Origin of the sequence: Bernardetia sp. Wsw4-3y2, assembly GCF_037126295.1 — a bacterium.
GTDB lineage: Bacteria > Bacteroidota > Bacteroidia > Cytophagales > Bernardetiaceae > Bernardetia.
Genome location: NZ_CP147017.1, coordinates 2,954,566 through 2,980,093 on the forward strand (window position 1 = coordinate 2,954,566; position 25,528 = coordinate 2,980,093).

Consider the following 25,528-nt stretch of genomic DNA (forward strand, 5'->3'; position numbering starts at 1 on the left):
ATTCTGTCGAATGAATTCTACTTCTATTTATCGCATTGTTTTTAGTAGCATATTTTTGTTGCTTCTGTTTACTAGTTCGCATAGTTTTGCTCAAAAGACTACTTTAGACTTCAATAACTACCAAACTTTAAAAGCAAAAGGAGAAATTCCAAAGCCATTTTTGAAACGTACGAGTGATTTTTATGAAACAAAAAGAGAAAAGAATATTCTTACTGTCGATAAAGATTTAGAAGAGAATAAAGATAAGTTTGATGTGATTTCTAGTTACCATTTGAATCAACTTCTTTGGAGTGGTTCGGTTTTGTTTGGAGACACAATTACTACTTATGTACAAGAGGTAGGTAATAAAGTATTAGAAAACTACCCAGACTTACAGGGAAAAATCTATTTTTATGTAACCAAAGAACATTCTGTAAATGCTTTTACTACGCCAGAAGGATTTATTTTTGTCAATTTAGGACTTTTGGCTCACTTAGATAATGAAGCACAACTTGCCTTTATTCTAGCTCATGAAATTACTCATTTTACCAAAAAACATAGTATTAATCAGTTTCTTTATAATGAAGAAGTAAGAAATGAAAGTAAAGGAAGTATTGCTCGTTTACTTGCTAGGTCAAAATCACTTTATGAAGAGCAAGCTAAGAAGAGTTCTTATTCAAAAGAACAAGAGATAGAAGCTGATAATGAAGGATGGGATATTTTTAGTAAAACCTCTTATGATTTATCAGAAGCCGTAGCTGCTTTTGAAGCCTTGAAAAACTCTCGCTATCCTTTTGATACACTTGTTTTTGAAAGTAAATTTTTGAATAATTCAATCGTCAATCTTCCAAATAGTTTTTATTACAGAGACACTACTCATTTTGTAGAAATGCCAAAACTGAGTAAAAAAGACCTAGAAAAGATACAGTCTTTACAAACTCACCCAGATATTGAAGAAAGAAAAAAAATCGCTTTAACAAAAATAGCTTCAAAAGCTAATGATAAGGGCGAAAAGTATTTAATTTCAGAAGAACGTTTCAAACTGGCTCAAAAAATAGCTCGTTTCGAACTTTGCAATCTTTATTTACAAGAAGAGCAGTTTGTTGATGCTATTTATAATGCTTTGATTTTGGAATCTCAATATGGAAAAAGTAAATATTCAGAACTTTGTATTGTAAAGGCTTTGTATGGTTTGGCAGCTTATGATATATATGGAAAACGAATTTATTTAGAACACCCTTATAATGAAATTAACTGGAAAGGTAGAAATTGGTTTTATGCTTTAGAAGATTTACATCACGACCAATTAGCCGTTTTGGCAGCTTCTCATTTGATAGAATTTGCTGATAAGTATAAGGAGTATGAGTATTTTTATTATTTTGTTCCAAAATTATTTTTTGAAGAAGAATTAAAAATTAGTCAAGAAAGAACGACTTATTCCTATAACTCTGATGTTGAGAGAACTTACTCTGTTTCGCTTAGAGAATTAACAGATATGGGAGTTATGCAAGATGCTTGGACAAAAATAAAAACGAATCAGAAAATAAAGGATTTGAGTTTATTAGAGGAAGAAAAGGGATTAAGAAGAGGTTTGGCAAAACTTTTTGAGTTGGGCTATTTAGAAAAAGATACCATTTCAGAACAAGTAAAAGCTGCTAGAGAGTTTGAAGCTTATATTACAAGGGCAGCAGATGATTATGAAAGAAATTTCTCTTCTTTTGGAGTAACTGCTGGTACACCAGGTATTATTCTTACAGAAAATATGATTTTGGTTCGTCCAGTTTTAGTCCGAATTGATAAAAAGAAAAAGAAGGAAAATTGGATAGATTTTTTTGATAAGGAACAAAAGGAACTAACAGCAAAAGTAAAAGAGTTCAATGAACTAAGAGATACAAAAAGTAAATTCTCTGTTGTAAGTCCTGATGTCTTTACGGCTCAAGATGTAGAAAAATATAATGATTTGGGTAGTCTGTATTCTTCTTTGGGTTCATATTACAGTAGAGGTGCAGTACAACAAATGAAGTTAGTTGATATTCCTCAACTCAAAAAACTAGAAAAAAAATATGATACAAAATACTTGGCTCGTATAATTATCATTTTAGACAAGGATGATTATGGTGTATTTATGCAAGTACAAAACTTGAAAAATGGTTTAGTAACAACAGAACTTATCCGAGGTAAAACTTCTTATGAGAAAGAAGACACATGGAGAAGAAAACTTAGAGAATTATTTCTTTATTAATATTAAAATAAACTATAAAATACTATACAACTATGAAATATATAACTTTAATTATTTTAATCTATTTTATCAGCACTTCAGTTTCTGCACAAGTTTTTTTCAAACAGCGAGTATATGGAAATGAACAACGTGAAAAAAATGTAAGCTCTACTGTTGAGGTAGAAAGTAGTACAATCATGACAACAACAAAATTAAATGGAATTTCATACAGTTGGATGAGCAACTATACAAGTGAATGGAAAAGTAAACCAATAGAGTTCCATAAAAGAAAAGCCAAATTTTATCTAAAAGATGAAAAAAAGCTTATTACTATGGCTGAAGGAAGGAAGTTAATGAAAGAAATGGGAGAAAGAAAAGTAGTACAAGCCATCGATAAATCTAGATTAGGAACTGTAGGAGGAAGAATACTACAAGGTATAGGATATTGGGGTGGTTTTATTGGTTTTTCTGTTGCTGCTACTAGTACTGGAGAAAGTAATATTGCATCGCAAGGTTTAGCTGTCTTAGCAATATCAGGAGGTGTTTGGTTTGGAGGAAGACAATTAGTCATTCTTTCAAGAACTCCTATAAAAAATCGTCTAGCAGAATATAACTCTCGTTTGGATGATAAAACAGAAAAAAACTTCTATCAAAATATTAAACCTTCTTCACTTACTTTCAAACCTGTTCAGATAAGTCCATTTACTCCATCATTAGCTCCAACTTTAGGTTTCGCTTGGAAGTTATAATAGTAACAATTAATTTCAGAATTGTACTTTATAAGAATAGATAAAGCCTTATGAACCTCAAAAATTCATAAGGTTTTGTTTTTTGTTTCTTAAAAGAAGTAGAATTGTGTATTTTCGTTTTGGAAAATGTATTTTAGCCACACTGATTTTCATTTCTCCTTAAACTCTTCATTCTCTGTGGTTAAAAATGTATTTTCTCGTAATTTTTAATTTGTCATTCGTAATTTCATTAACATAAATGCCTATCTTTTTAACAGAATATTCTAGTGCTTGGATAATTGTAGCTTTGCTTTTAGGAGCAGGTTATGCAGCTTTGTTGTATTACAAAAGAAGTTCGCCTTGGGGCAAAAGCTGGCAAAAAGTATTGGCTGCCATTCGTTTTTTGTGGGTTTCTGTTCTTGCAATCCTGTTGATAGGACTTTTGATGCAGCAATTTATTACTCGTTACGAAAATCCAACAGTTGTTTTTGCGATTGATAATTCGGCTTCTATTTTATTGCAAGAGGATTCTACAAAGATAAATAATGCTTTAAGCTCTATCCAAAAAACAGCTCAAAACCTGCAAGAAAAAGGATTTGATGTAGAGTTTAAGACACTAAATAATATAGAAAATGACAGTATAAAAGATAATTCTGATAAAATAAATTTCAATTATACTTCTTCGCCAATTAGTGATTTATTAAAAAGCATTCAAAGTGAATTCGAAAATCGCAATCTTTCAAATGTAGTTTTGCTTTCTGATGGTGCTTATAATCAAGGACTTGCGCCTGATATTTCTCCTTATTCTTTTTCACTTCAAACTATTGGAGTGGGAGATACTGTGCCAAAAAAGGATATTATTCTTAAAAGTCTTTTTCATAACAAAATGGCTTATTTAGGAAATCAATTTCCAATAGTAGCAGAAGTTACGCATACAGGTTTTGAAAACAGGGAAGTTACAGCCGTTTTATCACAAAATGGAAAGACTATTTCTACTCAAAAAGTGAAGTTTAGTTCGAATCAAAACGACCTTAAAAGCATTGAGTTTTTGGTAAAAGCAATCTCAAAAGGTATTCAGCATTATGTTGTTACAATTGTGCCACAAGAAGGAGAGTTTACTACTCAAAATAACACAGCACATGCTTATATTGATATAATTGATAGTAAAGAAAAAATTCTTTTGGTGGCTGCTGCGCCTCATCCAGATATAAAAGCCTTTCGTGCAGCAATAGAAAAAAATGAAAATTATAAGTTTGATATTTACTTGCCTTATATTTATTTGCCTTATCTGAGTTCAACTAAATTAGAGGATAAATATGACCTTATTATTTATCATCAATTTCCTGATAAAATGGGAAGATCTGCGCCTATTTTAGAAAAACTCAGAAAAATGACTTCTGCCGAACTCTTCATTATTGGAGCGCAAAGCAACTACAATGTATTTAATTCATTAAATACTGGCGTAAAAATTCGTCCTTTAGGAAATCAATCCGATAAAGTAATTCCGTTTTGGAACTCTAATTTTTCAAAGTTTTATCTGACAGATGAACAAAAAAGTCGTTTTGCTTCCTATCCTCCTGCACTCGTTCCTTTTGCTGATTATGAAATTTCTTCACAGGCTGAAATAATGCTGTATCAACGAGTGGGAAATATTCAGACTAAAAAACCTTTAGTTGTGATGAGTGAACAAAATGGCAAAAAAACAGGAGTGTGGCTTGCTGAAAACACATGGAAATGGCGTTTGAATGAATATGCAGATAATAAAAACCAAGAAGGATATGATGCCCTTTTGAGTAAAATTATTCAATATCTTTCTACAAAAGAAGATAAAAGACGTTTTAGAGTTGCCCCAACAGCTTCTCAATTTTCTACTTCTGATGGTGTAAGTTTTGATGTAGAAGTTTATAATGCGATTTATGAACCTCTTTTAGGACAAAATATTCGTTTAGAAATCAAAGACGAAGAAGGAAAAACAAGAACTTATACCTTTACAAACAATTCTTCGCCATTTAGATATTCGGCTTCTGCGCTTCCAGAGGGTGCATATTCGTTCAAAGCAACTACTCAACTAGACGGAAAAACAGAAGTTTCAATCGGACAATTTACAGTGAGAGAAATAAAACTGGAAAGCCTAAATGCAACAGCAGATTTTGGTGTCATGCGAAGACTTGCACAGCAAAATAAAGGTAATTTTTATACGCTCAATAATTTACAAGTTTTACAAGATTCTCTACAAAATCAGATTCCAACACCAACTGTTTTTAGAAGTGAACAGCTTTCAGATGTCATTAATCTGTGGTGGATTATGCTTTTGATTGTTGGTTTTGCTAGTTTTGAGTGGGGCATACGTAAATTTCAAGGAGGATACTAGCCAGTTACCAGTAATCAGTTATTTAGTTATCAGTTAAATACAATTCTTCAACCCTCAACGACGGCTTTATGTCTCGTTGACGGTTGAAAAAAACTCAATTATTTAAAGTGCTTGCCAGTGATTTTAGGTAAACTAGAAATAAAAGACCTTTTTTATTACTTTTTACATCTGGGACAAACTCCCACTATTGTACAATATACTTCTTCCACTTCGTATGCTTTGTGTAATTTACAAGTAGCTTCAATATGTTTAAGACAGGTAATTCTATTGCATTTTTTACAGCTAAAATGAACATGATTAGGCTTGTAGTTTTCGCAATACTTAGAAGTCGCTGCATATTTGACTCCTCCTTCAGGTGTCATGACTTTATGAATGAACTCCTCATCTACTAATCTATCCAAAATACGATAGACTGTTACTTTACTACATACTTTTTTTACTATTTTTTTTATTTCGTTGGGCGATAATGCCACAGACGAAGACTCAATTAATTCTTTAATTTGGGTTTTTGCTACGGTATTTTTCATGAATGCTGCACATTAAATAAAAATAAATTATGTCAATACAAATTATATTGACTTTGTTTTTGCAACAATGTTGCATTTAGTAATAATTTTTGAAAAAAATCAGAATTATTCTAATTCGTACTGCTTTTATTTGATAGAATACTCTGAGACCAAAAAAATAACCTCATGAAAAAATATAATTTGGCAGATATCACAGGCATAATAAGTTCTTGTACTTGTATGATACATTGTATGCTTACTCCTGTATTTATAGCCTTTGAAATGAGTTTTGTTACTCAACCCATTTTTACTTATTTCTTTCTTTTAATTTCTTTTTTGGCGATTCTAAAAACCACAAAAGGGAGTTCGAATAAAAAAATAAATATTCTATTGTGGTTTTCTTTTATTGCTTTTTCACTTTCTACTTTATTTGAAGATGCTCATGAAGGATTAGAATATGTAGCTTATTTTTTTGCGATACTTATCATTATCGGACATATTTTGAATATAAGATATTGTCAGACATGTAAAATTACGACTACTCAACATTAATTTTATTCATTAATAACATATTTATTTTATTCAAAATGAAAATCACAAAAACAGTAAAAAAACTCCCTGTAACCTTATTGAGTGGCTTTTTGGGCGCAGGAAAAACGACACTTCTCAATCACATTTTACACAATAAAGAAGGCTTAAAAGTAGCCGTTATTGTCAATGATATGAGTGAAGTAAATATAGACGCCAACTTAGTAAAAAGTCAAAATACGCTTTCACGTACAGAAGAAAAGCTCGTAGAGATGAGTAATGGATGTATTTGTTGTACGTTGCGAGAAGATTTGATGGTAGAAGTAGAAAAACTTGCTAATGAAAATAGATTTGATTATTTGCTTATCGAAAATACAGGCATTGGCGAACCTGTTCCTGTGGCACAAACATTTAGTTTTGTAGATGAGGAAAAAGGAATTGATTTATCTAAATTTAGTTACATAGATACATTAGTAACCGTTGTAGATTGTTTTAATTTCTTTAAAGATTTTGGAACAAATGAATTGCTTTTGGACAGAAAACTGACCGATATGGAAGGTGATTATCGTACTATTGTAAATCTACTGACTGACCAAATAGAGTTTGCTAATGTAATTATTTTGAACAAAACAGATTTGGTTGATGAGGCTAAATTAGGCACATTAAAGGCAATGCTTCAAAAGCTCAATCCTGCTGCAAAAATAATTACTTCATCGTTCAGCAAAGTAGAACCAAAAGAAATTTTGAATACTAAACTTTTTGACTTTGAAGAAGCTCAAAATTCGGCTGGTTGGCAGAAAGAGTTACAAGCAGGAGAACATACTCCTGAAACGGAAGAATATGGTATTTCATCTTTTGTATTTAGGAATCAAAAACCATTTCATCCACAACGATTTTGGAATTATCTGAGTAAAGCCTATCCAAGTGGAGTAATTAGAGCAAAAGGATTATTTTGGTTAGCATCAAGACCTAACGATGCGATTAATTTTAGTCAAGCTGGAGGTTCTTCTCGTATCGAAAGAGCAGGTGTTTGGTGGGTAAGTATGCCTTTTTCAGAACGAATGAAATATCAATCTTTTGCTTTTAATAGAGAAGAAATTGAAAGTAGATGGACTAAAAAATGGGGAGATAGAATGAACGAACTTGTATTTATTGGACAAGATATAGACAAAGAAAAAATGATAGCCGAACTTGAAGACTGTTTATTACAACAAAATGAACAAAAATTATTTGATTCGAAAGCTAAATTTATTGATCCCTTTCCTTACGAAATGTAAACATAACAAGCTCTCGTCGTTGGTTTCTATTGAACTACGACGAGGGTTTGTTTTGAAAAAAATTACCCACCACACCCCAACAAACGATTATAACGTTCTCTAGCTTCTGCTCTCAACTCTTCTTGTTCTTCTTCTGAAAGTTCTGTAATTTTATCTTTTGAATTTTCAATATGAGTTTTCTCTTCTTGAGTAGAATTTTTTTCTACTTCTTTGTCTTCTTTTTTATTTTGATGCTGTTTCATTGTTGCAAAAATTTTGAGGTTTTTTTATCATTTTACGGTTAATTAGACAGGTTTGTTCTAAAATAAGAAGTTGCAATTCGTCATTATCCTGCCTTTTATCATAAAACCAAAACTTTGGTAAAGCCAAATCATACAAAATTCGTAATTGTTTGTTACTGCAATTTCTGCCAAATATCCTCAAAGTTTTGTGGTTTTTCTATAATAGAATAAATTTTTTCAGCTACAAATTCAGGACTTGCAAGTTGATTATTATCCTTTAATTCTTTGAAGTATTCTACACTTGAAAATTCATTTTGAGTCGTCTTTCTAATCTCTCCTTGCATGTTTGTATCAACAACACCTACCGAAATATTAAAGATTTGCGTATTTTGATTCAATATTTTCTCTTCTTCCTTAACTACTTCTGCGAAAAGATTCAGACCAGCTTTAGACGCACAATAGACAGACCACCCATCAATCGGACGCTTTCCAGCACCAGAAGAAATATTAATTATTACTTTTTCTATATTTCCAAACGTATTTGTATCAAATGTATGCAAAAACTCATTCATCAAGACAAAAGGAGCAATCGTATTGATATTCATTGTCTTTACGATATCTTGACTAGGAATTTTGCCTACATGACCTACTTGTCCTAAAGTTCCTGCATTATTTATCAAAACTACTTTATCAATTTTACTTTTTATTCTTTTTTCTAAATCTAGCTTTCCAAAGAAGCCAATTAATTCATCTATTTTTGATAAATCAAAAGTATGGTGTTTGTAGTTACCATGATGAATAGTTTGAGTACGAGAAATTCCTTCTACTAAAACATCTTTTTCAGTTGATAAAATATGATTTGTAAGTGCGTTGCCAATGCCACTACTTGTACCTGTGATGAAATAAAGCGTTTTCATGATGTATTTATTTTTTCAGAATTTTAGAATAAAAAAAAGTAATTCCATTATAGAATTACTTAAAAGACTTTTTGTTTTGTTATTACAAAAAATGAGGCTTTTTTTAAATTTTATTTATACCATAATATGATTGAAAGTTTCTTTCAATACATTTTCCATATTTGCTAATTCTACCATATTAGGTCCATCAGAAAGAGCATTATCAGGATTTGGATGTGTTTCCATAAAAAATCCTTTTACTCCCATAGCAGCAGCAGCCTTCGAAAAATAAGGAATATATTCTCTATTTCCTCCAGTTGTTCCGTTGTTTGCGCTTGGTTTCTGAACTGAATGAGTTACATCCATCACGACAGGATAACCCATTTCTTTCATATCAATTATATTTCTAAAATCAACAACAAGATTATGATTTCCAAAACTTGTTCCACGTTCAGTTAGCATAATTTGATGATTGCCTGTACTTTCTACTTTTTTTGCAGGATAAACCATATCTCTACCTGTTAAGAATTGTGCTTTTTTGATATTTACAATTTTTCCTGTTTCTCCTGATTTAATTAAAAGGTCGGTCTGACGGCACAAAAAAGCAGGAATTTGAAGGATGTCAACTACTTCAGCAGCAATTTCGGCTTGATAGGCTTCATGAATATCAGTAGTAATCGGAATTTGATATTTATTTTTGATTTTTACTAGAGCTTCCAATCCTTTTTCTAAACCAGGACCTCGGTAAGATTCCATAGAAGTACGGTTTGCTTTATCGAAAGAGGCTTTAAAAATATAAAGAAAACCCATTTTTTTGGAAAGCTCAACCATGTGTTCGGCTACCTCAAAGAGTAGTTCTTCGTTTTCGATTACACACGGACCAGCAATAAGGAAAGTTTCTTTTTGTAGGCGTTCGTAGAGCGTCATAATTTTTTGTTTTTGGAGAAAATTGAAAGTACAAAACTACGAAAAAAACATAGCTTTTAGAGAGCTTTCTATGAGAATGAGTGGCGATTATCTAATTGCCATTTAAGAAAACGCAATACTTGAGGTGTTAGTAGTGCTATTTTTTGGAGTAGAAAAGAATAATTATTCTAGTGCTAGATACAAGTTAAACCCTTGCTTTAGAGTAAATAATTATCTATTTTTTCTTTAGTTCTTCCATTCTTTTTTTGTAATACTCATCATCATTTATTTCAAGAGCCTTCTCAATAAATTTTATAGCAGTAGTATTATCACCATTTCTTTCGTAATAATCAGCCATAGAATCATAAGCATTGGCATTTTTTGGATAATATTCAATAGCAAACTCAAAGAACATTTTAGCTCTTTTCATTTGCTCCATATCCATACTCATATAACCAGACATATTTAAAAGAAATTCAGGATAGGGTGGAACTGAATATCCAAAATACTTTTCTAGCTTCTCTGCACGATATTTTATTATTTTGGATAACTCTTCTGTTGAAGTTGTTGGCAGGTTAAATTTTTGAGTGTTTTCCATTTGATACCATTGAAAAACAGAAATTAATCCATCCATTATAGAAGGAAAAGGAATTGTACCGTGCAAATCTCTAGGATAAAATTTCCATTCAAAAGCTAACCCATCTACCTTATTTTGTTTTATCATATCTGAAAACATAATATTAGACCTTCCAAACAAAGTAAAATCTGAGGTATCTGTCATTACATTATCAATAGTTATTTCTGGTTTCTGCCAGTGTAATTGTCCACCTAAAGACATAAATAAAGACTTTTCTTTATAATCATTACTTGCCAGTTTTTCTTTAGCTTTATTTAATAATTTTTGATTATCCCAATCCAAACTTGGGTCTATGGCAATATAATTAGAAAATAAATTTGGCTTATGGAGAAATGTATGAAGTGTAAACAAACCACCATAGGAATGACCAATTAATGTCCTGAAATTAGTTACAGGATATTTATTTTCTATGAATGGAATTAGTTCTTTTTCTATAAAATTACTAAAATTAGCTGCTTCTCCGTTTTCTTGATTAAATGGCATTCCATTCATCTCTTTTATTTTGGAAGTTGTCAAATCTCTCATTCTGTTATCAGCATTTGAAATGCCAATCAGAACCATTTCAGGTGTAAACCCACCACTATAAAAATTTTGCACATTATGAACAGTAGGCAAAAATACTTCTCCATCTAAAATAAAAGCAACGGGATATTTGTCATTTTTAGTAGCATCATACCCCTGAGGAAGTTGCACATAAAACTGCCTATATTCTTTTAGAGTTTTGGAATATAAACTATCTAAAACGCCCACTTTTGATAAAAATTGAATGTTTTTATTGCTTTGAGCATTTGTAAATTGTGGTAAGAAAAAAAACAAACTCATTACCAACACTATTTGTATTCTAGGCTTCATTATTTTGTAGTTAATTTCAGTGGTATTAATTTCAAATATCTCCACCAATCTATACAAAAAAAATAAGAATAGTGTGGACTGAGGTAAAATAAATTTTTTTTAAGGTTTTTATAGGAAGAAAAAATAAACCAATTATAATTACTATCAAACTACTAAAAAGTATTCCTAAAGAATCATCTGAATATCCTCCAAAACACCCAAAGTGAACTTTTACTTTTCTAAAGAGAATAAAAACTCCAATTAGAAGTAATATCGAACCTGTTCTTTTTTTATTTTTCATATTTATTCAATTTTGCGAAATTTAAACCCTAAGGGTCTTCAAGACCCTTAGGGTTTCGAAGTTATACCAAAGGCATCAGCCATTTTTTCAAATTCTCTTTTTGTTCTTCACTTGCATCTTCCTTCACAGTCAATTTAATATTGGGATATTGATTTTCATCATATTTTGTTTTGATAGTATGAAGTTGATTATCTCTAAAAAATGAAATTTCTATCTCTGATTTTCCTTCTTTGACAGCTTTTTTCAAAATTGTATTTGGATTGATAGCATCCAGTTTATAGGAATTAATAGCTACAATCTCATCATTGACAGTCAAGAATTTGGCTACTTCACTTGTTGGAGAAAAACCAACCACAAAATATCCGTTATTTACTCCATTGGTTTGAAAGACCGTTTTTAAGCCTAATCTTCTTTCTATTTCATTGTCGTTATGGATAAACTCTTTCTCAATTCCAATATAATCAAAGGCTTCTTTCAAATAGGTATTTAAAGCATTTGGTGAATAAATACATTTCTCAAAATAATCTTTGATATGCTCGCCTGCTACTTGATCAACTACATTGTGGTAATCTTCTAACGAATATCCAATTTCTTTTTTGCCAAAATCTTCCCACATTTTTACCATTACATTATCCAATGATTTTTCATTATTGCTAGACTTTCTGATTTTCATATCCAAGATAAAAGCAGCCATTGCACCTTCTACATAAATTGAAGATTTACGGTTCGGAATACCCAATTCATAGCCATCAAGCCACAAATCATACGACGAATCAGCAACAGAAAGATTAAGTCTTCCATTATTATGAAAATGTCTTTTTAGTAAAGTTTCAAAATCTTTTAGATAATATTCTTGCGACCAAACACCACTTCTACACAAAACATAATCGCCATAATAAGTAGTCAATCCTTCAGCTACAAAACCAGTTTTGAAATAGGTTTCTTTAGATAAATCGTAAGGCATAAGTTCCTTCGGACGAATTCGCATAATATTCCAAAAGTGAAAAAGCTCATGCGAACTAATTCCCAAAAAGTCGTTATAACGAACTACTCCATCCATATCATAATCTGCTCCCAATGTAATGACAGTAGAATGGCAATGTTCTACACCATGATACTTTGGATATGGCAAAATCTGGAACATAAAATGATAATCTGTACTTGGGAAATCTTTGAAAAGAGCTATTTGGTCTTGCGTAAATTTTTGAAATTCATCTACTGCTTTTTCAAAATTAATGTTCCAATCTCCTTGAATCCAAATATGAAAATTTGCTTCCGAATTGGCTACTTTATAACTTTTATGTTGTAATGTGTCAGAGGCAATTAAAGGCGAATCTATAAGATGAAAGAAGTTTTCAGCAATCAGAAAATTCTTGTCTTTGTCTTGTGTTTTTTCAATTTTTTGTTCTAATGCACACGCAATTTTATAGCGAGAAGGCATTTCTATATGCATTCTGTACATAGAATCTGGGCGATTTTTGACTTCTAAACAACAACAAATAAAGTTTAAATAAATTTGTTTTTCGTCTACATAACAACCTCCTGCATCCATTTGATTGGCATAGTAGGTATAATGAACTTTTACTGTCTTTGCGCCATCTGTTTTTACTCTCCAATTATCTTTTGTAGCTTTTGAGAATTCTAAGGGCTTGTCGTTTTCGTTAAAAACATTAAATTGAGCTATATTTTTGGCAAAATTTTGAAGTGTATAACGCCCTGGTCGCCACGCAGGAAGTTGAAGTGAAAGTTCTTTTTCCATAATATCATCTACGTGATTTATGGTAAGTTCAATATTGATAAAATGATGATGCGCTTGTGTGTATGAAATTTTATAATCTAACATTTGAAAAGAATAGAGTAAATTTGAAAAAAATATAATCGTTCAAGCATGTTGCTTGGACGCTCTGTTGCAGCAAGCATATACTTGCGAAGTGATAAGCACAAGATAGAATCTTGCGCTAGTAAAATGATAATTTAATGAAAATTCTACTAATACAAACAGCTTTTATAGGCGATGTAATTTTGGCTACTTCGCTTATTGAATCTATCTATAAAAAATATCCTTCTGCAAAAATTGATTTTTTATTGCGAAAAGGAAATGAAAATTTACTTCAAGAACATCCTTTATTGAATGAAGTTTTGATTTGGGATAAAAAAAATAAATATAAAAGTCTTTTTGACCTTATAAAAAAAGTCAGAAAGTCGTCTTATGATGCTGTTCTGAATTTACAGCGTTTTGGTGCAACAGGACTTTTGACAGCCTTTTCAAATTCAAAAATAAAAGCAGGATTCAAAAAAAATCCTTTTTCTTGGGCTTTTACGCACAAATATCAACACATAATTACGACAGACAAAAACTCGCCTCATGAAATAGAGAGAAATAGCAAAGTATTAGAGAGTATAAAAATAAATGAAATTTCGAAGCCAAAATTATATCCTTCTCAGTCTGATAAAGATAAAATAAAGGAGTTTATCAAAAATGATTTTATTTGTATTGCGCCTACTTCGGTTTGGTTTACCAAACAATTTCCTTTGCATGAATGGATTGATTTTATAGAAAAATTACTTCTCAAAGGACAACAAAGTGAAGATAATAGTAAAGTTTTACCTCCAAATTTTACTATTCATTTACTAGGTGCGCCATCAGATGCAGACAATTGTCAGAAAATTATTGATGTAATAGAATTGAAATCAAAAGAGTTAAATCAAAATAATTTAAAATTCAAAGTAAAAGATAGAATCATAAATTTAGCAGGAAAATTATCCTTGATGCAATCGGCTGCTTTAATGGAACATGCAAAACTTGTTTTGGCAAATGATTCTGCGCCTTTGCATTTGGCTTCGTCTGTCAATGCGCCTGTTTGTGCCGTTTTTTGTTCGACTGTTCCTGCTTTTGGATTTACTCCTCTTTCTGATAAATCATTTATTGTCGAAACTCAAAAACAGTTAGATTGTCGCCCTTGTGGTTTGCACGGCTTTAAATCTTGTCCAAAAGGTCATTTTGAATGTGCAGAGAGCATAAAAACAGAACAGATTTTGGAGATTGTAAATAGTATTTTGTAAAACAGACATTTTTTTCTATTTAATCAGAAAAACATTATTGGTCAGACTGGGAAGTCTGACATACATTTTAACATAAAAAATATTTCAAAAATGAAAAATCATCTATTTATTATTATTGTTTTATTCATCTTTACAGCCTGTAATGAGAATAAACCTACTCAAAACATCCCTTTATTGTATGCACAAGAAAGCATTCCATCTAAAGAGTCAAAACAAGAAAATGATACTGCAAAACCAGATAATAGAATAGTTTTGAAATATACTAATTTGAATATAGATAGTACTTACATTATAGATACTGTTTCCCAAAAACAATCATTTTTACACTTATTATTTGAATCTACTATGCTTCCCCAAACAAATAATCAACTCGGAGCTCGTGGCATTGGATTATGGAATGGAAAGCTAAACGTAGAAGAATGTGTAAATACTAGAACAGAAGGCAAGAACAACAAACTTCTTGACATTTCTGAAAATGATACGACCTTAAATATTACTTGGCAGGTAATAGACAATTGTTGTTTTTCATTTTTGGGAGATTTTGAGTTAGTCAATGATTCTACTTTAAATTGTATTTATCATTCGTATGGCGAAACACATTGTGCATGTAATTGTGAATATAAGGTTACTTATCAACTAAATAAGTATTTTGCTATTGAAGGTTATGAAGAAAATTACAAAAAACTAAAATATATTTCACTGAATGGAGAATTTCTTTCACGATTTTCAAAAAGAGTAAATAAATAACTTCAGCAGAACGATTATTCTTATTATCTGCAGAGAGTATAAAAACAAAACAGGTTTTTGAAATTATAGAATTACTGATTAATGTTTTTTAACAAATAAATTCAAAAGTAGAGGGTGATAAAAATAAGTTTTGGGTATAAAGAAGTAAAGCAACTCATCAAAAGGTATGCTTTAAAGAAATTCAAGACTGTATTATCTTTCCCCTTACTGAAAAAAGCATTGTTTGTATGAACAATGCTTTTTTGTTTTTTCTATATATCTGTTGAGTGAGACATCTATAATGGTAAGAATTTTTTTTAGATTAGGAAGGTCAATAAGAATTATTACTACAAAAATATCTATCAGCTTAAATTACCTGTCCTATTTTTTCACCCATTTTTACATACGTTTCCAAATCATTCTTAGTGTTTTGGAGTAAATCTTCATCTATTTTAAAATGAGTAGAATCAAATAACAATACGATAGTAGAACCTCCAAAGGCGAAATAGCCCATCTCATCTCCTTTTTCTACAACTGTATTGGGTTGATAAGTCGAATTGAGACTTCCAACCATTGTAGCACCAACAGGAATAATTAATATATCCCCTTTATTTTCTGTTTTTAATTCACATGTTTCTTTTTTATTCTCACAAAAAACTTTCGTAAAATTATCACGCAAACCAATTGGAGAAACCGAATAATATGTTCCTTTTATCTCCTTTGATTTTGATGGAATTCCTTTAAATGGAAAATGGTATCTGTGATAGTCTTCAGGAGCTAAACGCAAAATAACCATTGAAGCATCTTTATACTTATCTACCAATTCATTATCTTTTAAAAATTCTGTTAGCGTAAACTCTCGTCCTTTTACATAAAAACTATTGACTTCTGAAATCTTTTCAAAAGCTAAAATCCTCCCATCACCAGGTGAAACAAGACCTTCCTCAATTTTGCGAGCACCTTCCTTCAATTCTCTATAAAAAAAATCATTAAAAGATTTGAATGCGCTTATATCTTTCTTAAACTGACTCATATCTATGTTTGTAGCGTCAATAAAAGATTGAATTCTATTTATAGAAGACGAACTCTCCATCATTTTGCCATACAATTGTGTTATAAATTTTTGTTTGGCTATAGGTAAAATTAATTTTTCTCCAAATGAATTATTATATAAAAAATTTATCAATCCTTGTGCTGGAGGATGCTCAATTTTTATCTTACCAGTAGCTCTATTTATGTATTTAATCTCCATTTTATGAATTTAATTTTTGATTAGTTGCCTTCTTTATTTAAGTAGTCGAATCCTTGTTAGTTTTGATAGTTTATTTTAGTTACGCAATTTATGAATTTCCACTAAAATCATTTTTATAATTAAAAATAAAAAAGGACTTCTAAATAAAATTCTACTCTTTTTGAGCTACTCAGAATCATAATTAAGACCAATAAAAGCTAAACCTTTTCTTGTTGAGTTCGGTTTTTAGCCTATCACAAAATATAAAGTAAATTGACAGCTTCACTTCGTAAAATAATACATATAGATATGGATGCTTTTTTTGCTTCAGTAGAGCAAAGAGACAATCCCGAACTAAAAGGAAAACCTGTTGCTGTGGGTGGAGATGGCAAACGAGGTGTAGTAGCAGCAGCAAGTTATGAAGCACGTAAGTATGGAGTTTATTCTGCCATGTCTTCTAAAATTGCATTGCAAAAATGCCCTCACTTGATTTTTGTACGTCCTCGTTTTGAAGTATATAGAGAAGTTTCGTTACAGATTAGAGAAATTTTTTCAAAATATACAGATTTGATAGAACCTCTTTCTTTAGATGAAGCGTATTTAGATGTAACACAAAACAAAAAACAGTTTCCTTCTGCTACTTTGCTGGCTCGTCAAATTAAAGAAGAAATAAAAGCCAAAACTCAATTAACAGCTTCTGCTGGAATATCCTTTAATAAATTTTTAGCCAAAATAGCTTCTGATTTTAACAAACCAAATGGATTATTTACTATTGTTCCTGCTGATTCTTCAATGTTTATAGATGAACTTCCTATCAAAAAATTTCATGGCATTGGCAAAGTAACAGCCAAAAAAATGCACCAATTAGGTATTTATACAGGAAAAGATTTGAAAAAATGGCAAAAGAACGATTTACTCAAACACTTTGGTAAAGCAGGAGGGTTTTATTTTCATATTGCTCAAGGACAAGATTACCGTCCTGTAAATCCAAATCGTATTCGAAAATCTATTGGAGCAGAACGGACTTTTTCGGAAGATTTGTTTGAAGAAAATGAAATGATAGAAGCTCTCCAAAAAATTACACAAAAATTATCGCCACTACTTTTAGACAGAAATATACAAGGCAGAACACTTACTCTCAAAATAAAATATGCAGATTTTAAACAGATTACTCGTAGCCAGACCAGCCTTGAAGGATTACAGACTGAAGAAGATTTAGCAAAAATTTATATACCATTACTTCGAAGTATTTTTCCTTTAAAAATAGGTGTTAGATTATTAGGTTTACAAGTTTCTAATCTAAGTAGTCAGTCAAAGACAGAAACAAGCAACAAAATAGGTATGCAACTTACTTTGTCTTTTTAGAGTATTTTATTGAAACTTTAATTCTATAATCCCAACACATAACTGTATTTCAAATTTTATATAGCAAATGAAAATAAAGATTGATAAATTTATTTTGGCAATAATTAGTGTAATTGTAATTGCCTATTTTCTACCTCAATGGGGAAGCAAAACAAGTCCTATACCTCTTGATATAATTGGAAGTATTGGTATTGCACTGATTTTCTTCTTTTATGGATTAAAATTAAGTCCTGAAAAACTAAAGAATGGCTTGAAAAATTGGAAACTACATATTGTAGTGCAACTTTCCACATTTTTTGTTTTTCCACTACTTGTACTGTTATTTTATCCATTTATAAATACAGAACAAGGTCAAACATTGTGGTTATCTTTATTCTTTTTAGCAGCATTACCATCCACTGTATCATCTTCAGTAGTAATGGTTTCAATGGCAAGAGGAAATATTCCAGCAGCCATATTTAATGCAAGTATTTCAGGACTGATAGGTATTGTCATTACGCCACTTTGGATGGGATTGTTTTTAACACAAGAAAATACCGATTTTAGTTTAGGAGTCATTTACATTAAACTTTTCACAGAGATACTTATTCCAGTTGTGATGGGATTTGTGTTACAAAAATTTCTAGGGAAATATGCGATAAAATATCAAAAACAGTTAGCTACCTTCGACAAATCTATTATTTTATTGATTATATATCGAAGTTTTTCAGAGTCGTTTGAAGACAATGTATTTAGTTCGTTACAAGTAAAAGACCTTTTAATTATTGCCTTAGCTGTAATTTTGCTATTTTATTTTATGTATTATTTGACTGGCTATCTTGCTAAAAAATTAAATTTTAATCAGGAAGATAGCATTACAGCACAATTTTGTGGAACTAAAAAATCATTAGTACACGGTACAATATTTTCTAAAATTTTATTTCCTGCCACTTACCCAGTAGGATTAATATTATTGCCACTCATGTTATTTCACGCCTTACAAATATTCATAATAAGCATAATAGCTTCAAAATTAGCAAGACGAATAGACAAATAACGTGAACTTAGGATTAAGTGAACTCAAGGAGGAGAATATTGTCTTTCTCCTTACTATGATTTTGTGGCATATTGTGAGAACTCAAAAATAAATTTATAAACTTCGAAGCGTTTTTTTCTTTGTATTTTTGTATATCTATTCTATCATTCTTTTAATCCTCGTTGACGGCTTCATTTGAACTTCAACGATGGTTTATTTTGCTATATTTTCATTGAGATAAAAAACAAAAATTTATTCCTTTATGAGCGATTATCCACAACAAAGAAAAATCATTAACGATCCTGTTCATGGTTTTATTCGAATTCCTACAAAACTAATTCTGAAACTTATCAATCATCCTTATTTTCAACGTTTGAGAAGAATAAAGCAGTTAGGACTTACAGAATTTGTTTATCCAGGGGCATTGCATACTCGTTTTCATCATGCTTTGGGCGCAATGAATTTAATGCGAATGGCTTTGGATACATTGCGATTAAAGGAGCATAAAATTTCTCATAAAGAATACGAATCGGCTTTGATTGCTATTTTGCTACACGATATTGGTCATGGTGCTTTTTCTCATGCGCTAGAATGTACAATTTTGAAAGATTGTCATCATGAAGAATTATCACTTTTGCTCATGGAAAAATTAGATGAAGAGTTTAATGGACAACTCAAAACAGCAATAGAAATTTTTAAAGGAAATTATCATCGTCCATTTTTTCATCAGCTTGTTTCAGGACAGTTAGATGTTGATAGAATGGACTATTTGCAGCGAGATTGTTTTTTTACAGGCGTTTCGGAAGGAACAATTGGAGGAGAACGAATTATCAGAATGCTTAATTTAAGCGATGACAAATTAGTTGTAGAAGAAAAAGGTGTTTATAGCATCGAACATTTTTTGAATGCTCGTAGAATGATGTATTGGCAGGTTTATTTACACAAAACAACCGTTTCGACGGAACAAATGCTCATACAAACCATTCGAAGAGCTAGGTTTTTGGTGCAAAATAATACAAAACTATTTGCTACTCCTTCACTTTCTTTTTTTTTAGAAAATGAAATTACTTTAAATCAATTTAAAAATGATAAAAGCGTTTTAGATTTCTTTGTACAATTAGATGATTATGATATTTGGGCAAGTATAAAAGTTTGGACAAAAAACGAAGATAAAATTCTTTCTTCTCTTAGCAATATGTTAGTAAATAGAAGGCTTTTCAAAACACATTTGACAACAGAAGAATTAGATCAGAACTTCAAGATTGAAATAAAAGAAAAGGTAAAAAAACAGTTTGGAATAGGCAATGATGAAATTTCTTTTTTAGTCTGTGAAGGAAAGATTAGTAACTCAGCTTATGCACTCGGAACAGGTGAAGAAATCTGTATTTTGAAAAAAAATGGTGAAGTGATAGACATTACAAATGCTTCTGATATTCCTTATTTACAGTCACTTACACAAGCTGTTACTAAAAATTATTTTTGTTATCCTAAAATGAAATAACTATGCGATTTGTATTCCTTCTTTGCTTTATAATTCCTTGCTTTTCTTTTGCACAAAACTCAAAAACTGAAAATGATTATACTATTCTAAATGATGATGAATTAAATTCTATCAAGAAATTATATCCAAAATCACTTATAGTTGATACAGATACTTTGCCTATTTACTTGGAAAAAAGGTATGATTTTCTTTTTAGAAGTGTATTAAATATTTGTGTGAATAATACTGATATAAATATAAAAAATGAAAGAGTGGCTACTAACACAGCTTACATTGAGGAAATAAACATACAAGAATATGAAAAGGCAACAGATAAAACTGACTTAAAGCTTTTTATTACTAATAGAGTAGAGAAAGAGATTACTTTTAACATTCAAGTAGATGAAGAATACTATAGAGTTTCCTTTGATAGTTTAAAGCCTAACTATAATTTTTATACCCTATATAATAAAATGTTGGCTGATAATAACTCTAAATATCGCTTTGTTAGTATTGATAATATTCACGATAGAAAATTAGTACTTCTTTTCTTAGAAAGATTTGAGTACGAAAGAATAATAAAAACTGGATTTACTCATTCTGATTCTATTCAAATAAAATTAGACTACAATCCATTTAACGTCTTTTCAAACGCAAAAATCAAAAGTTCCTTTGTTTTGCTTGATTCTATTGGCTTACTTTCAGAAATGTCAGAAGTAGAGAAGGCTGTTCATTTGATAGAGTTAAATGGTACTCATTTAATTTCTTTAAAAGATTTACTTGTTAGTTTAAGAGGGCATATGTATGGTGTCGAAGACCCTTTCAATTATCCTATAGACAGTACTATACATAAAAATAGTATTGATGAGTCAATAAAATACCTTGTAGAAAACTCTCCTAGCATATTTTTGCAATTAGAAAGTGGCAAAGATACCAATGTTAGATTTAAGGTAAATAATGGATTTTATTCAATCCTTATAAAAGATACTTCAATCGATAATGCTAAATTTATACGCCTATTCAATCAAGAATTAGAAAAAAGTGGAACTAAGAAGAAATTTTACACTTTGAAGGAAGATACAGATAGTACTTTATACATATCTCTTACTGATGAGCAATTCAAAACTTTAAAAAATGAATATTTAATGGATTTGAGAGTAGTAGAATAAATGATAATTTAAAAACTTGTGAAGTTTAAAAAACACTCACACTCATTCCACCATCAACGGTTATATTTTGTCCTGTCAGATACGAAGATTTATCCATTGCCAAAAATGCAATTACAGAAGCCATTTCTTCTGCATCAGCTATTCTTCCCAACGGCGTTCTTAAAAGTATATTTTCTAGCTTTTCTTTATTTTCAAATACTGCTTCTGTGAGTGGAGTTTTGGTGTACCAAGGCGAAACGGTATTTACACGAATGTTGTCTTTTGCCCACTCAACGGCAAAACTACGTGCTTGTTGATTAAGTCCACCCTTTGACATTGCATACGGCAAACCACTATTTACATCCTGACTTCCTGCTACTGAACCCACATTGATAACAGATGCAGTTTGAGATTTTTGGAGTAATGGATATAAAATTCTTGAAACTTCAAAAGGAGCTATCAAATTGATTTCCAGTATTTTACGATATTCTTCTTCGCTATATTCTAAAGCTGATTTTCTGATATTTATTCCTGCATTATTTACCAAAATATCTAGTTTTTGAAAGTTTTTTTCTATCCAATCAGAAATAGTTTTTCGCTCTCTTTTGCTTGTAACATCTGCTTTTAGTCCTTTTACAAACGAGTTTGGAAACTCTTTTTTAAGTTCTTTTTCTAAATTTTGAATTTCATCTTCATTACGAGCCGAAAACAAAACATCTGCACCAAGTTCTAAAAACTCAATGACAGTTGCTTTTCCAATTCCTTTTGAGCCACCTGTAACAAAGGCTTTTTTATTTTTGAGATTCCACGAAGTTTTCATTTTTAAATAATATTCAATTATAAAGGTAATTTGTATTTAACTAATAATTTATCACTAACAACTAATCGTTATTTCAAGAATCGCTCAACAATCTTAGATTCAGAGGCTTTTATCATTACATCTAATGCTTTTTCGGCACGACTAGCGAAGGAATCAATTTGTTCCATCATTTCTTTAAACTCTTCTACTTCTTTATTTTTTTGTTCTAACAGTCCATTTATTTCTAATTCTTTTTTATCTTTTTCTGAAAGCTCTATATTTTTTACATCTTCCAACATTTTCAAAATAGGCTCTAATTCTCGTTTTCTACGTTCTCTCATTACCCTTCTGGTGATTTCCCACATATCTTTTTCGGCAGAAAAATATTCTTTTCTTTCTCCTATCTTGACTGTTTTTTCGATAAGTTGCCAGTCTATTAAAGCTCTCAAATTCATATTTGCGCTTCCTTGAGAAACCGATAAAGTATCTATAATTTCTTGTGCGCTAAGAGGCTCAGCAGAAACTAACAAGAGCGCATGAATCTGTGCCATTGTTCGGCTAATCCCCCAACTTGTTCCCAAAACACCCCAAGCTTGAATAAATTTTGCTTTTGCGTCGTCTAATTTCATTCTGTTATCAATTTATTATTTCTGTTCTTAGTGTAATTTTTACATTCTAATTTATTATAAAAGTACAAAATTTCAACTCAAATTTCAATCTCATTTGAAAGTCTGTAAAAGTAGTAGACTAACGAAAAAATACGTATTTTAGTTATTGCTTTGGATTTTTAGTTTTTTATTCGTAATTGAATACTTTATCTTTGCTTTTATTTCCAAATTTCTACTAATAAATCTGTTTCTTCCTAGATGAAAATTTACCGTAAGGTTTCAGAGTTTCCCGAACTTCAACATACAATCCTGACAAGTGGAACGTTTGACGGCGTACATTTAGGACATCAAAAAATTATTCAGCGTGTTGTCGACCTCAAAAAACGCACTCCAAATGCTCAAACTGTGGTTCTGACCTATCACCCTCATCCTCGTTTGGTTCTTTTCCCAGACCAAAAAGACTTAAAGTTACTGACTTCATTAGAAGAAAAAATCATTTTGTTAGAAGATTTAGGAATTGACCATTTATGTGTGATTCCGTTTACCAAAAAGTTTGCAGAAACTTCTTCTGAAAATTTCATCAAACGAATTATTCAAAAAAAGCTGCAAACTCGTCAATTTGTGATTGGTTACGACCATCGTTTTGGAAAAAATAGAGAAGGAGGATTTGATTACTTAAAAGAAAATGAAGATAGATTTGGATTTAAAGTAGAAGAAATTCCAAGACAAGACATTGAAGACAATGCAATCAGTAGTACAAGAATTAGAAAAGCTCTTTTTGATGGAGATATACAAACAGCAAACGAACTTTTGGGCTATGAATTTTCAATTACTGGAAAAGTAGTAAAAGGAAAGCAAATTGGAAGAACAATCGGCTATCCAACAGCAAATCTAAAGCTGACCGACAAACACAAACTTATTCCAAAACAGGGAATTTATGCCGTCCGAATTTATCATAAATATGAATATTATGGTGGAATGCTAAGTATTGGTGTTCGTCCGACGATAGGAAAAAATCTTAAACAAACCATTGAAGTAAATATTTTTGATTTTGATAAAGATATTTATGATAAAGATTTGACTTTGCAGTTTGTGAAATATTTGCGTCCAGAAGAAAAATATAGTTCTTTAGATGAGCTAAAAGCACAACTTGCTAAGGATAAAGAGGAGAGTTTGGAGGTTTTGAAGGTATAATACGTAATATTTTTTTGAATTTATTTATTATATAATAGATGTTACCACAGTCATTTATAACTTTGATAATCAATAAGTTATTTAAAAATCAAAATGTGCTTATTTTTCCGTAGTGACTGTCGCTATGGAAAAATTAACATTACTAAATTAACCGTAATAACGTTTAATTTTTCACGTAAAAATATCCTAATGAAAAGAATCATAAAAATAATTCTCCTACTATTAACTTTATCTGTTATTGCTGTGCAATATGAAAAATATACAGATATAAAAGAAGTGGAGTATAAGCATGAAGAAGAAAAAGAAAACAGCAAAGATGATTATAAATATAAGAATGAAGACGAATACAAGAGCAAAGAAGAAGACGAATACTACAAGAAACTAGAACATATAAAATTTGATTTTTTAAGTAATGAAGAGTTTGTATTACGTGCAAAAGAACTTATTGAATATCACAAAATAACTGACTACACTCCTTATGATGTTTCATTGTCATGGACTCCGTACCAAGATTCTATCTTTGAGATAAAATTTGATCTTGATAATAAAGAATTTACTTATCCCAAGTCTGAATACATTGCAGGAATAGATAAAAATAGTATCATTAAGCAAGAGAAGAAAGGAAATTTAGAATCATTTATTTATACAAGTAATAAATATGATGTGCGAGAAGGCATTTGGATAGCATTTTCAAAAGACAATGGAAATTCTTGGGAACATCTTTATACAGGCATTAGCCAAAGCAGACCTTTAAATTTAAAATGGTACTCAAAAACTTCATTGTTTAAGTCTGAAACAGAACTGCAAATTGAAGCAGCCATAGTTAGACAATTAACTATATCTTCTCGCTACAATCCAGCTCCTTATGAAGTGTTAGAAGATGGATTTCTTTTAGTTTTTAACTTAGACGATCTCAGAAAAGATTCTGATCTAGATGGATTGACAGATATAGAAGAACAATCTCTTTACACAGATCCAAATAACGTAGATACAGACGGTGATAAAATACCTGATGATTTAGATTTGAATCCTCATTTTTCAAGTAATAGAACAGATAAAACAGTTATCTTTGAGAAAGTCATAGAAGGAGAAATTATGTTATATACCCCTGTTGAGTTCTCTATTTCTGATATTCCTCCAATAGCTTATGCAACTGATACGACTGAGACATTGATAATAATCGCAGACGATATACATCTACAAGAGATCCAACCTAAATGGAGGCGAGTAATCCTTATTTCAGCAGAGAAATATAGAAAACAATCCTTTCGAAATACAGCTAGTAGTATAAGTATTTCTCCACTTTTTAAAGTTGATGATGAAAAAGATACTTATATTTTCCGTAGTCATTCAGGAGGCGAAAGTAAAAAATATTTAGTAATAAAAACAAAAAAAGGATGGGAAGTAATTTTAATTGGGTATTCAATAGCTTGTTAGAAAGTATCTAAAATGTGTTTACTATAAAATTAGTATTGTAGAAGAAAAATACAATTCTTT

The 25,528-nt window shown here is 30.6% G+C and carries 22 protein-coding genes; 13 read left to right on the top strand and 9 right to left on the bottom strand.

What is annotated here, in order from left to right:
- Positions 1 to 10 precede the first annotated feature (10 nt).
- From V9L05_RS12020 to V9L05_RS12030, 3 genes are all read left to right on the top strand, one after another.
- Positions 11 to 2,221 carry a M48 family metallopeptidase gene (locus V9L05_RS12020; RefSeq protein ID WP_338812117.1) on the top strand — a complete coding sequence of 737 codons (2,211 nt, stop codon included), beginning with the start codon at positions 11 to 13 and terminating at the stop codon, positions 2,219 to 2,221.
- A gap of 32 nt (positions 2,222 to 2,253) precedes the next feature.
- Positions 2,254 to 2,949 (top strand): hypothetical protein, encoded by a 696-nt coding sequence (locus V9L05_RS12025; protein WP_338812119.1) that lies wholly within the window; start codon positions 2,254 to 2,256, stop codon positions 2,947 to 2,949.
- A gap of 238 nt (positions 2,950 to 3,187) precedes the next feature.
- A complete protein-coding gene (locus V9L05_RS12030; protein ID WP_338812120.1) occupies positions 3,188 to 5,299 on the top strand; it encodes a VWA domain-containing protein in 2,112 nt (703 codons plus the stop codon).
- A 155-nt stretch (positions 5,300 to 5,454) separates the two neighbouring features.
- Here V9L05_RS12030 and V9L05_RS12035 read toward each other — a convergent pair whose 3' ends face one another.
- On the bottom strand, positions 5,455 to 5,826 hold the full coding sequence (locus V9L05_RS12035) for a transcriptional repressor (RefSeq protein ID WP_338812121.1): 372 nt from the start codon (positions 5,824 to 5,826) through the stop codon (positions 5,455 to 5,457).
- A gap of 165 nt (positions 5,827 to 5,991) precedes the next feature.
- Between V9L05_RS12035 and V9L05_RS12040 the strand changes: the two genes are divergently transcribed.
- Positions 5,992 to 6,357, top strand: a complete 366-nt coding sequence (locus tag V9L05_RS12040; RefSeq protein WP_338812122.1) for a MerC domain-containing protein — start codon at positions 5,992 to 5,994, stop codon at positions 6,355 to 6,357.
- A 35-nt stretch (positions 6,358 to 6,392) separates the two neighbouring features.
- Positions 6,393 to 7,610, top strand: coding sequence for a GTP-binding protein (locus V9L05_RS12045; protein WP_338812123.1), 1,218 nt, complete (start codon positions 6,393 to 6,395; stop codon positions 7,608 to 7,610).
- Between the two features lie 62 nt (positions 7,611 to 7,672).
- Here V9L05_RS12045 and V9L05_RS12050 read toward each other — a convergent pair whose 3' ends face one another.
- The 5 genes from V9L05_RS12050 to V9L05_RS12070 form a co-directional block, all read right to left on the bottom strand.
- Positions 7,673 to 7,852, bottom strand: coding sequence for a hypothetical protein (locus V9L05_RS12050; protein ID WP_338793001.1), 180 nt, complete (start codon positions 7,850 to 7,852; stop codon positions 7,673 to 7,675).
- 152 nt (positions 7,853 to 8,004) lie between these two features.
- Positions 8,005 to 8,748: an SDR family NAD(P)-dependent oxidoreductase gene (locus tag V9L05_RS12055; protein ID WP_338812125.1), complete on the bottom strand. Its 744-nt coding sequence runs from the start codon at positions 8,746 to 8,748 to the stop codon at positions 8,005 to 8,007.
- A gap of 114 nt (positions 8,749 to 8,862) precedes the next feature.
- Positions 8,863 to 9,654: a 3-deoxy-8-phosphooctulonate synthase gene (kdsA, locus tag V9L05_RS12060; protein WP_338812126.1), complete on the bottom strand. Its 792-nt coding sequence runs from the start codon at positions 9,652 to 9,654 to the stop codon at positions 8,863 to 8,865.
- A 214-nt stretch (positions 9,655 to 9,868) separates the two neighbouring features.
- Positions 9,869 to 11,122 carry an alpha/beta hydrolase-fold protein gene (locus tag V9L05_RS12065; RefSeq protein ID WP_338812127.1) on the bottom strand — a complete coding sequence of 418 codons (1,254 nt, stop codon included), beginning with the start codon at positions 11,120 to 11,122 and terminating at the stop codon, positions 9,869 to 9,871.
- Positions 11,123 to 11,463: 341 nt separating this feature from the next.
- Positions 11,464 to 13,245, bottom strand: a complete 1,782-nt coding sequence (locus V9L05_RS12070; RefSeq protein WP_338812129.1) for a M61 family peptidase — start codon at positions 13,243 to 13,245, stop codon at positions 11,464 to 11,466.
- Between the two features lie 134 nt (positions 13,246 to 13,379).
- Here V9L05_RS12070 and V9L05_RS12075 point away from each other — a divergent pair, with 134 nt between their 5' ends.
- Both V9L05_RS12075 and V9L05_RS12080 read left to right on the top strand, forming a co-directional pair.
- The gene (locus tag V9L05_RS12075) at positions 13,380 to 14,465 is read left to right on the top strand and encodes a glycosyltransferase family 9 protein (RefSeq protein WP_338812131.1); all 1,086 of its coding nucleotides are present in this window, start codon (positions 13,380 to 13,382) and stop codon (positions 14,463 to 14,465) included.
- A 90-nt stretch (positions 14,466 to 14,555) separates the two neighbouring features.
- Positions 14,556 to 15,212, top strand: a complete 657-nt coding sequence (locus V9L05_RS12080; RefSeq protein ID WP_338812133.1) for a hypothetical protein — start codon at positions 14,556 to 14,558, stop codon at positions 15,210 to 15,212.
- A 346-nt stretch (positions 15,213 to 15,558) separates the two neighbouring features.
- Here the strand turns inward: V9L05_RS12080 and asd are convergent, their stop codons facing one another.
- The gene (gene asd, locus V9L05_RS12085; RefSeq protein ID WP_338812134.1) at positions 15,559 to 16,443 is read right to left on the bottom strand and encodes an archaetidylserine decarboxylase; all 885 of its coding nucleotides are present in this window, start codon (positions 16,441 to 16,443) and stop codon (positions 15,559 to 15,561) included.
- Positions 16,444 to 16,695: 252 nt separating this feature from the next.
- On the opposite strand from asd, the gene dinB reads away from it, so the two are divergent.
- The 4 genes from dinB to V9L05_RS12105 all read left to right on the top strand — a co-directional run bounded on the left by dinB (position 16,696) and on the right by V9L05_RS12105 (position 21,451).
- The gene (dinB, locus tag V9L05_RS12090) at positions 16,696 to 17,787 is read left to right on the top strand and encodes a DNA polymerase IV (protein WP_338812135.1); all 1,092 of its coding nucleotides are present in this window, start codon (positions 16,696 to 16,698) and stop codon (positions 17,785 to 17,787) included.
- Between the two features lie 67 nt (positions 17,788 to 17,854).
- Positions 17,855 to 18,823, top strand: a complete 969-nt coding sequence (locus tag V9L05_RS12095; protein WP_338812136.1) for a bile acid:sodium symporter family protein — start codon at positions 17,855 to 17,857, stop codon at positions 18,821 to 18,823.
- A gap of 241 nt (positions 18,824 to 19,064) precedes the next feature.
- Positions 19,065 to 20,303 carry an HD domain-containing protein gene (locus V9L05_RS12100; RefSeq protein WP_338812137.1) on the top strand — a complete coding sequence of 413 codons (1,239 nt, stop codon included), beginning with the start codon at positions 19,065 to 19,067 and terminating at the stop codon, positions 20,301 to 20,303.
- Positions 20,304 to 20,305: 2 nt separating this feature from the next.
- Positions 20,306 to 21,451, top strand: coding sequence for a hypothetical protein (locus tag V9L05_RS12105; RefSeq protein ID WP_338812139.1), 1,146 nt, complete (start codon positions 20,306 to 20,308; stop codon positions 21,449 to 21,451).
- A gap of 25 nt (positions 21,452 to 21,476) precedes the next feature.
- Here V9L05_RS12105 and V9L05_RS12110 read toward each other — a convergent pair whose 3' ends face one another.
- Positions 21,477 to 22,250 (bottom strand): SDR family oxidoreductase, encoded by a 774-nt coding sequence (locus V9L05_RS12110; RefSeq protein ID WP_338812141.1) that lies wholly within the window; start codon positions 22,248 to 22,250, stop codon positions 21,477 to 21,479.
- Between the two features lie 68 nt (positions 22,251 to 22,318).
- Entirely contained in the window at positions 22,319 to 22,858 is a 540-nt protein-coding gene (locus V9L05_RS12115; protein ID WP_338812143.1) for a transcriptional regulator, read from the bottom strand.
- Between the two features lie 237 nt (positions 22,859 to 23,095).
- On the opposite strand from V9L05_RS12115, the gene V9L05_RS12120 reads away from it, so the two are divergent.
- Together V9L05_RS12120 and V9L05_RS12125 are read left to right on the top strand one after the other, a co-directional pair.
- Positions 23,096 to 24,031, top strand: a complete 936-nt coding sequence (locus tag V9L05_RS12120) for a bifunctional riboflavin kinase/FAD synthetase (RefSeq protein WP_338792988.1) — start codon at positions 23,096 to 23,098, stop codon at positions 24,029 to 24,031.
- Between the two features lie 189 nt (positions 24,032 to 24,220).
- Positions 24,221 to 25,468 (top strand): hypothetical protein, encoded by a 1,248-nt coding sequence (locus V9L05_RS12125; RefSeq protein ID WP_338812145.1) that lies wholly within the window; start codon positions 24,221 to 24,223, stop codon positions 25,466 to 25,468.
- Positions 25,469 to 25,528: the final 60 nt, after the last annotated feature.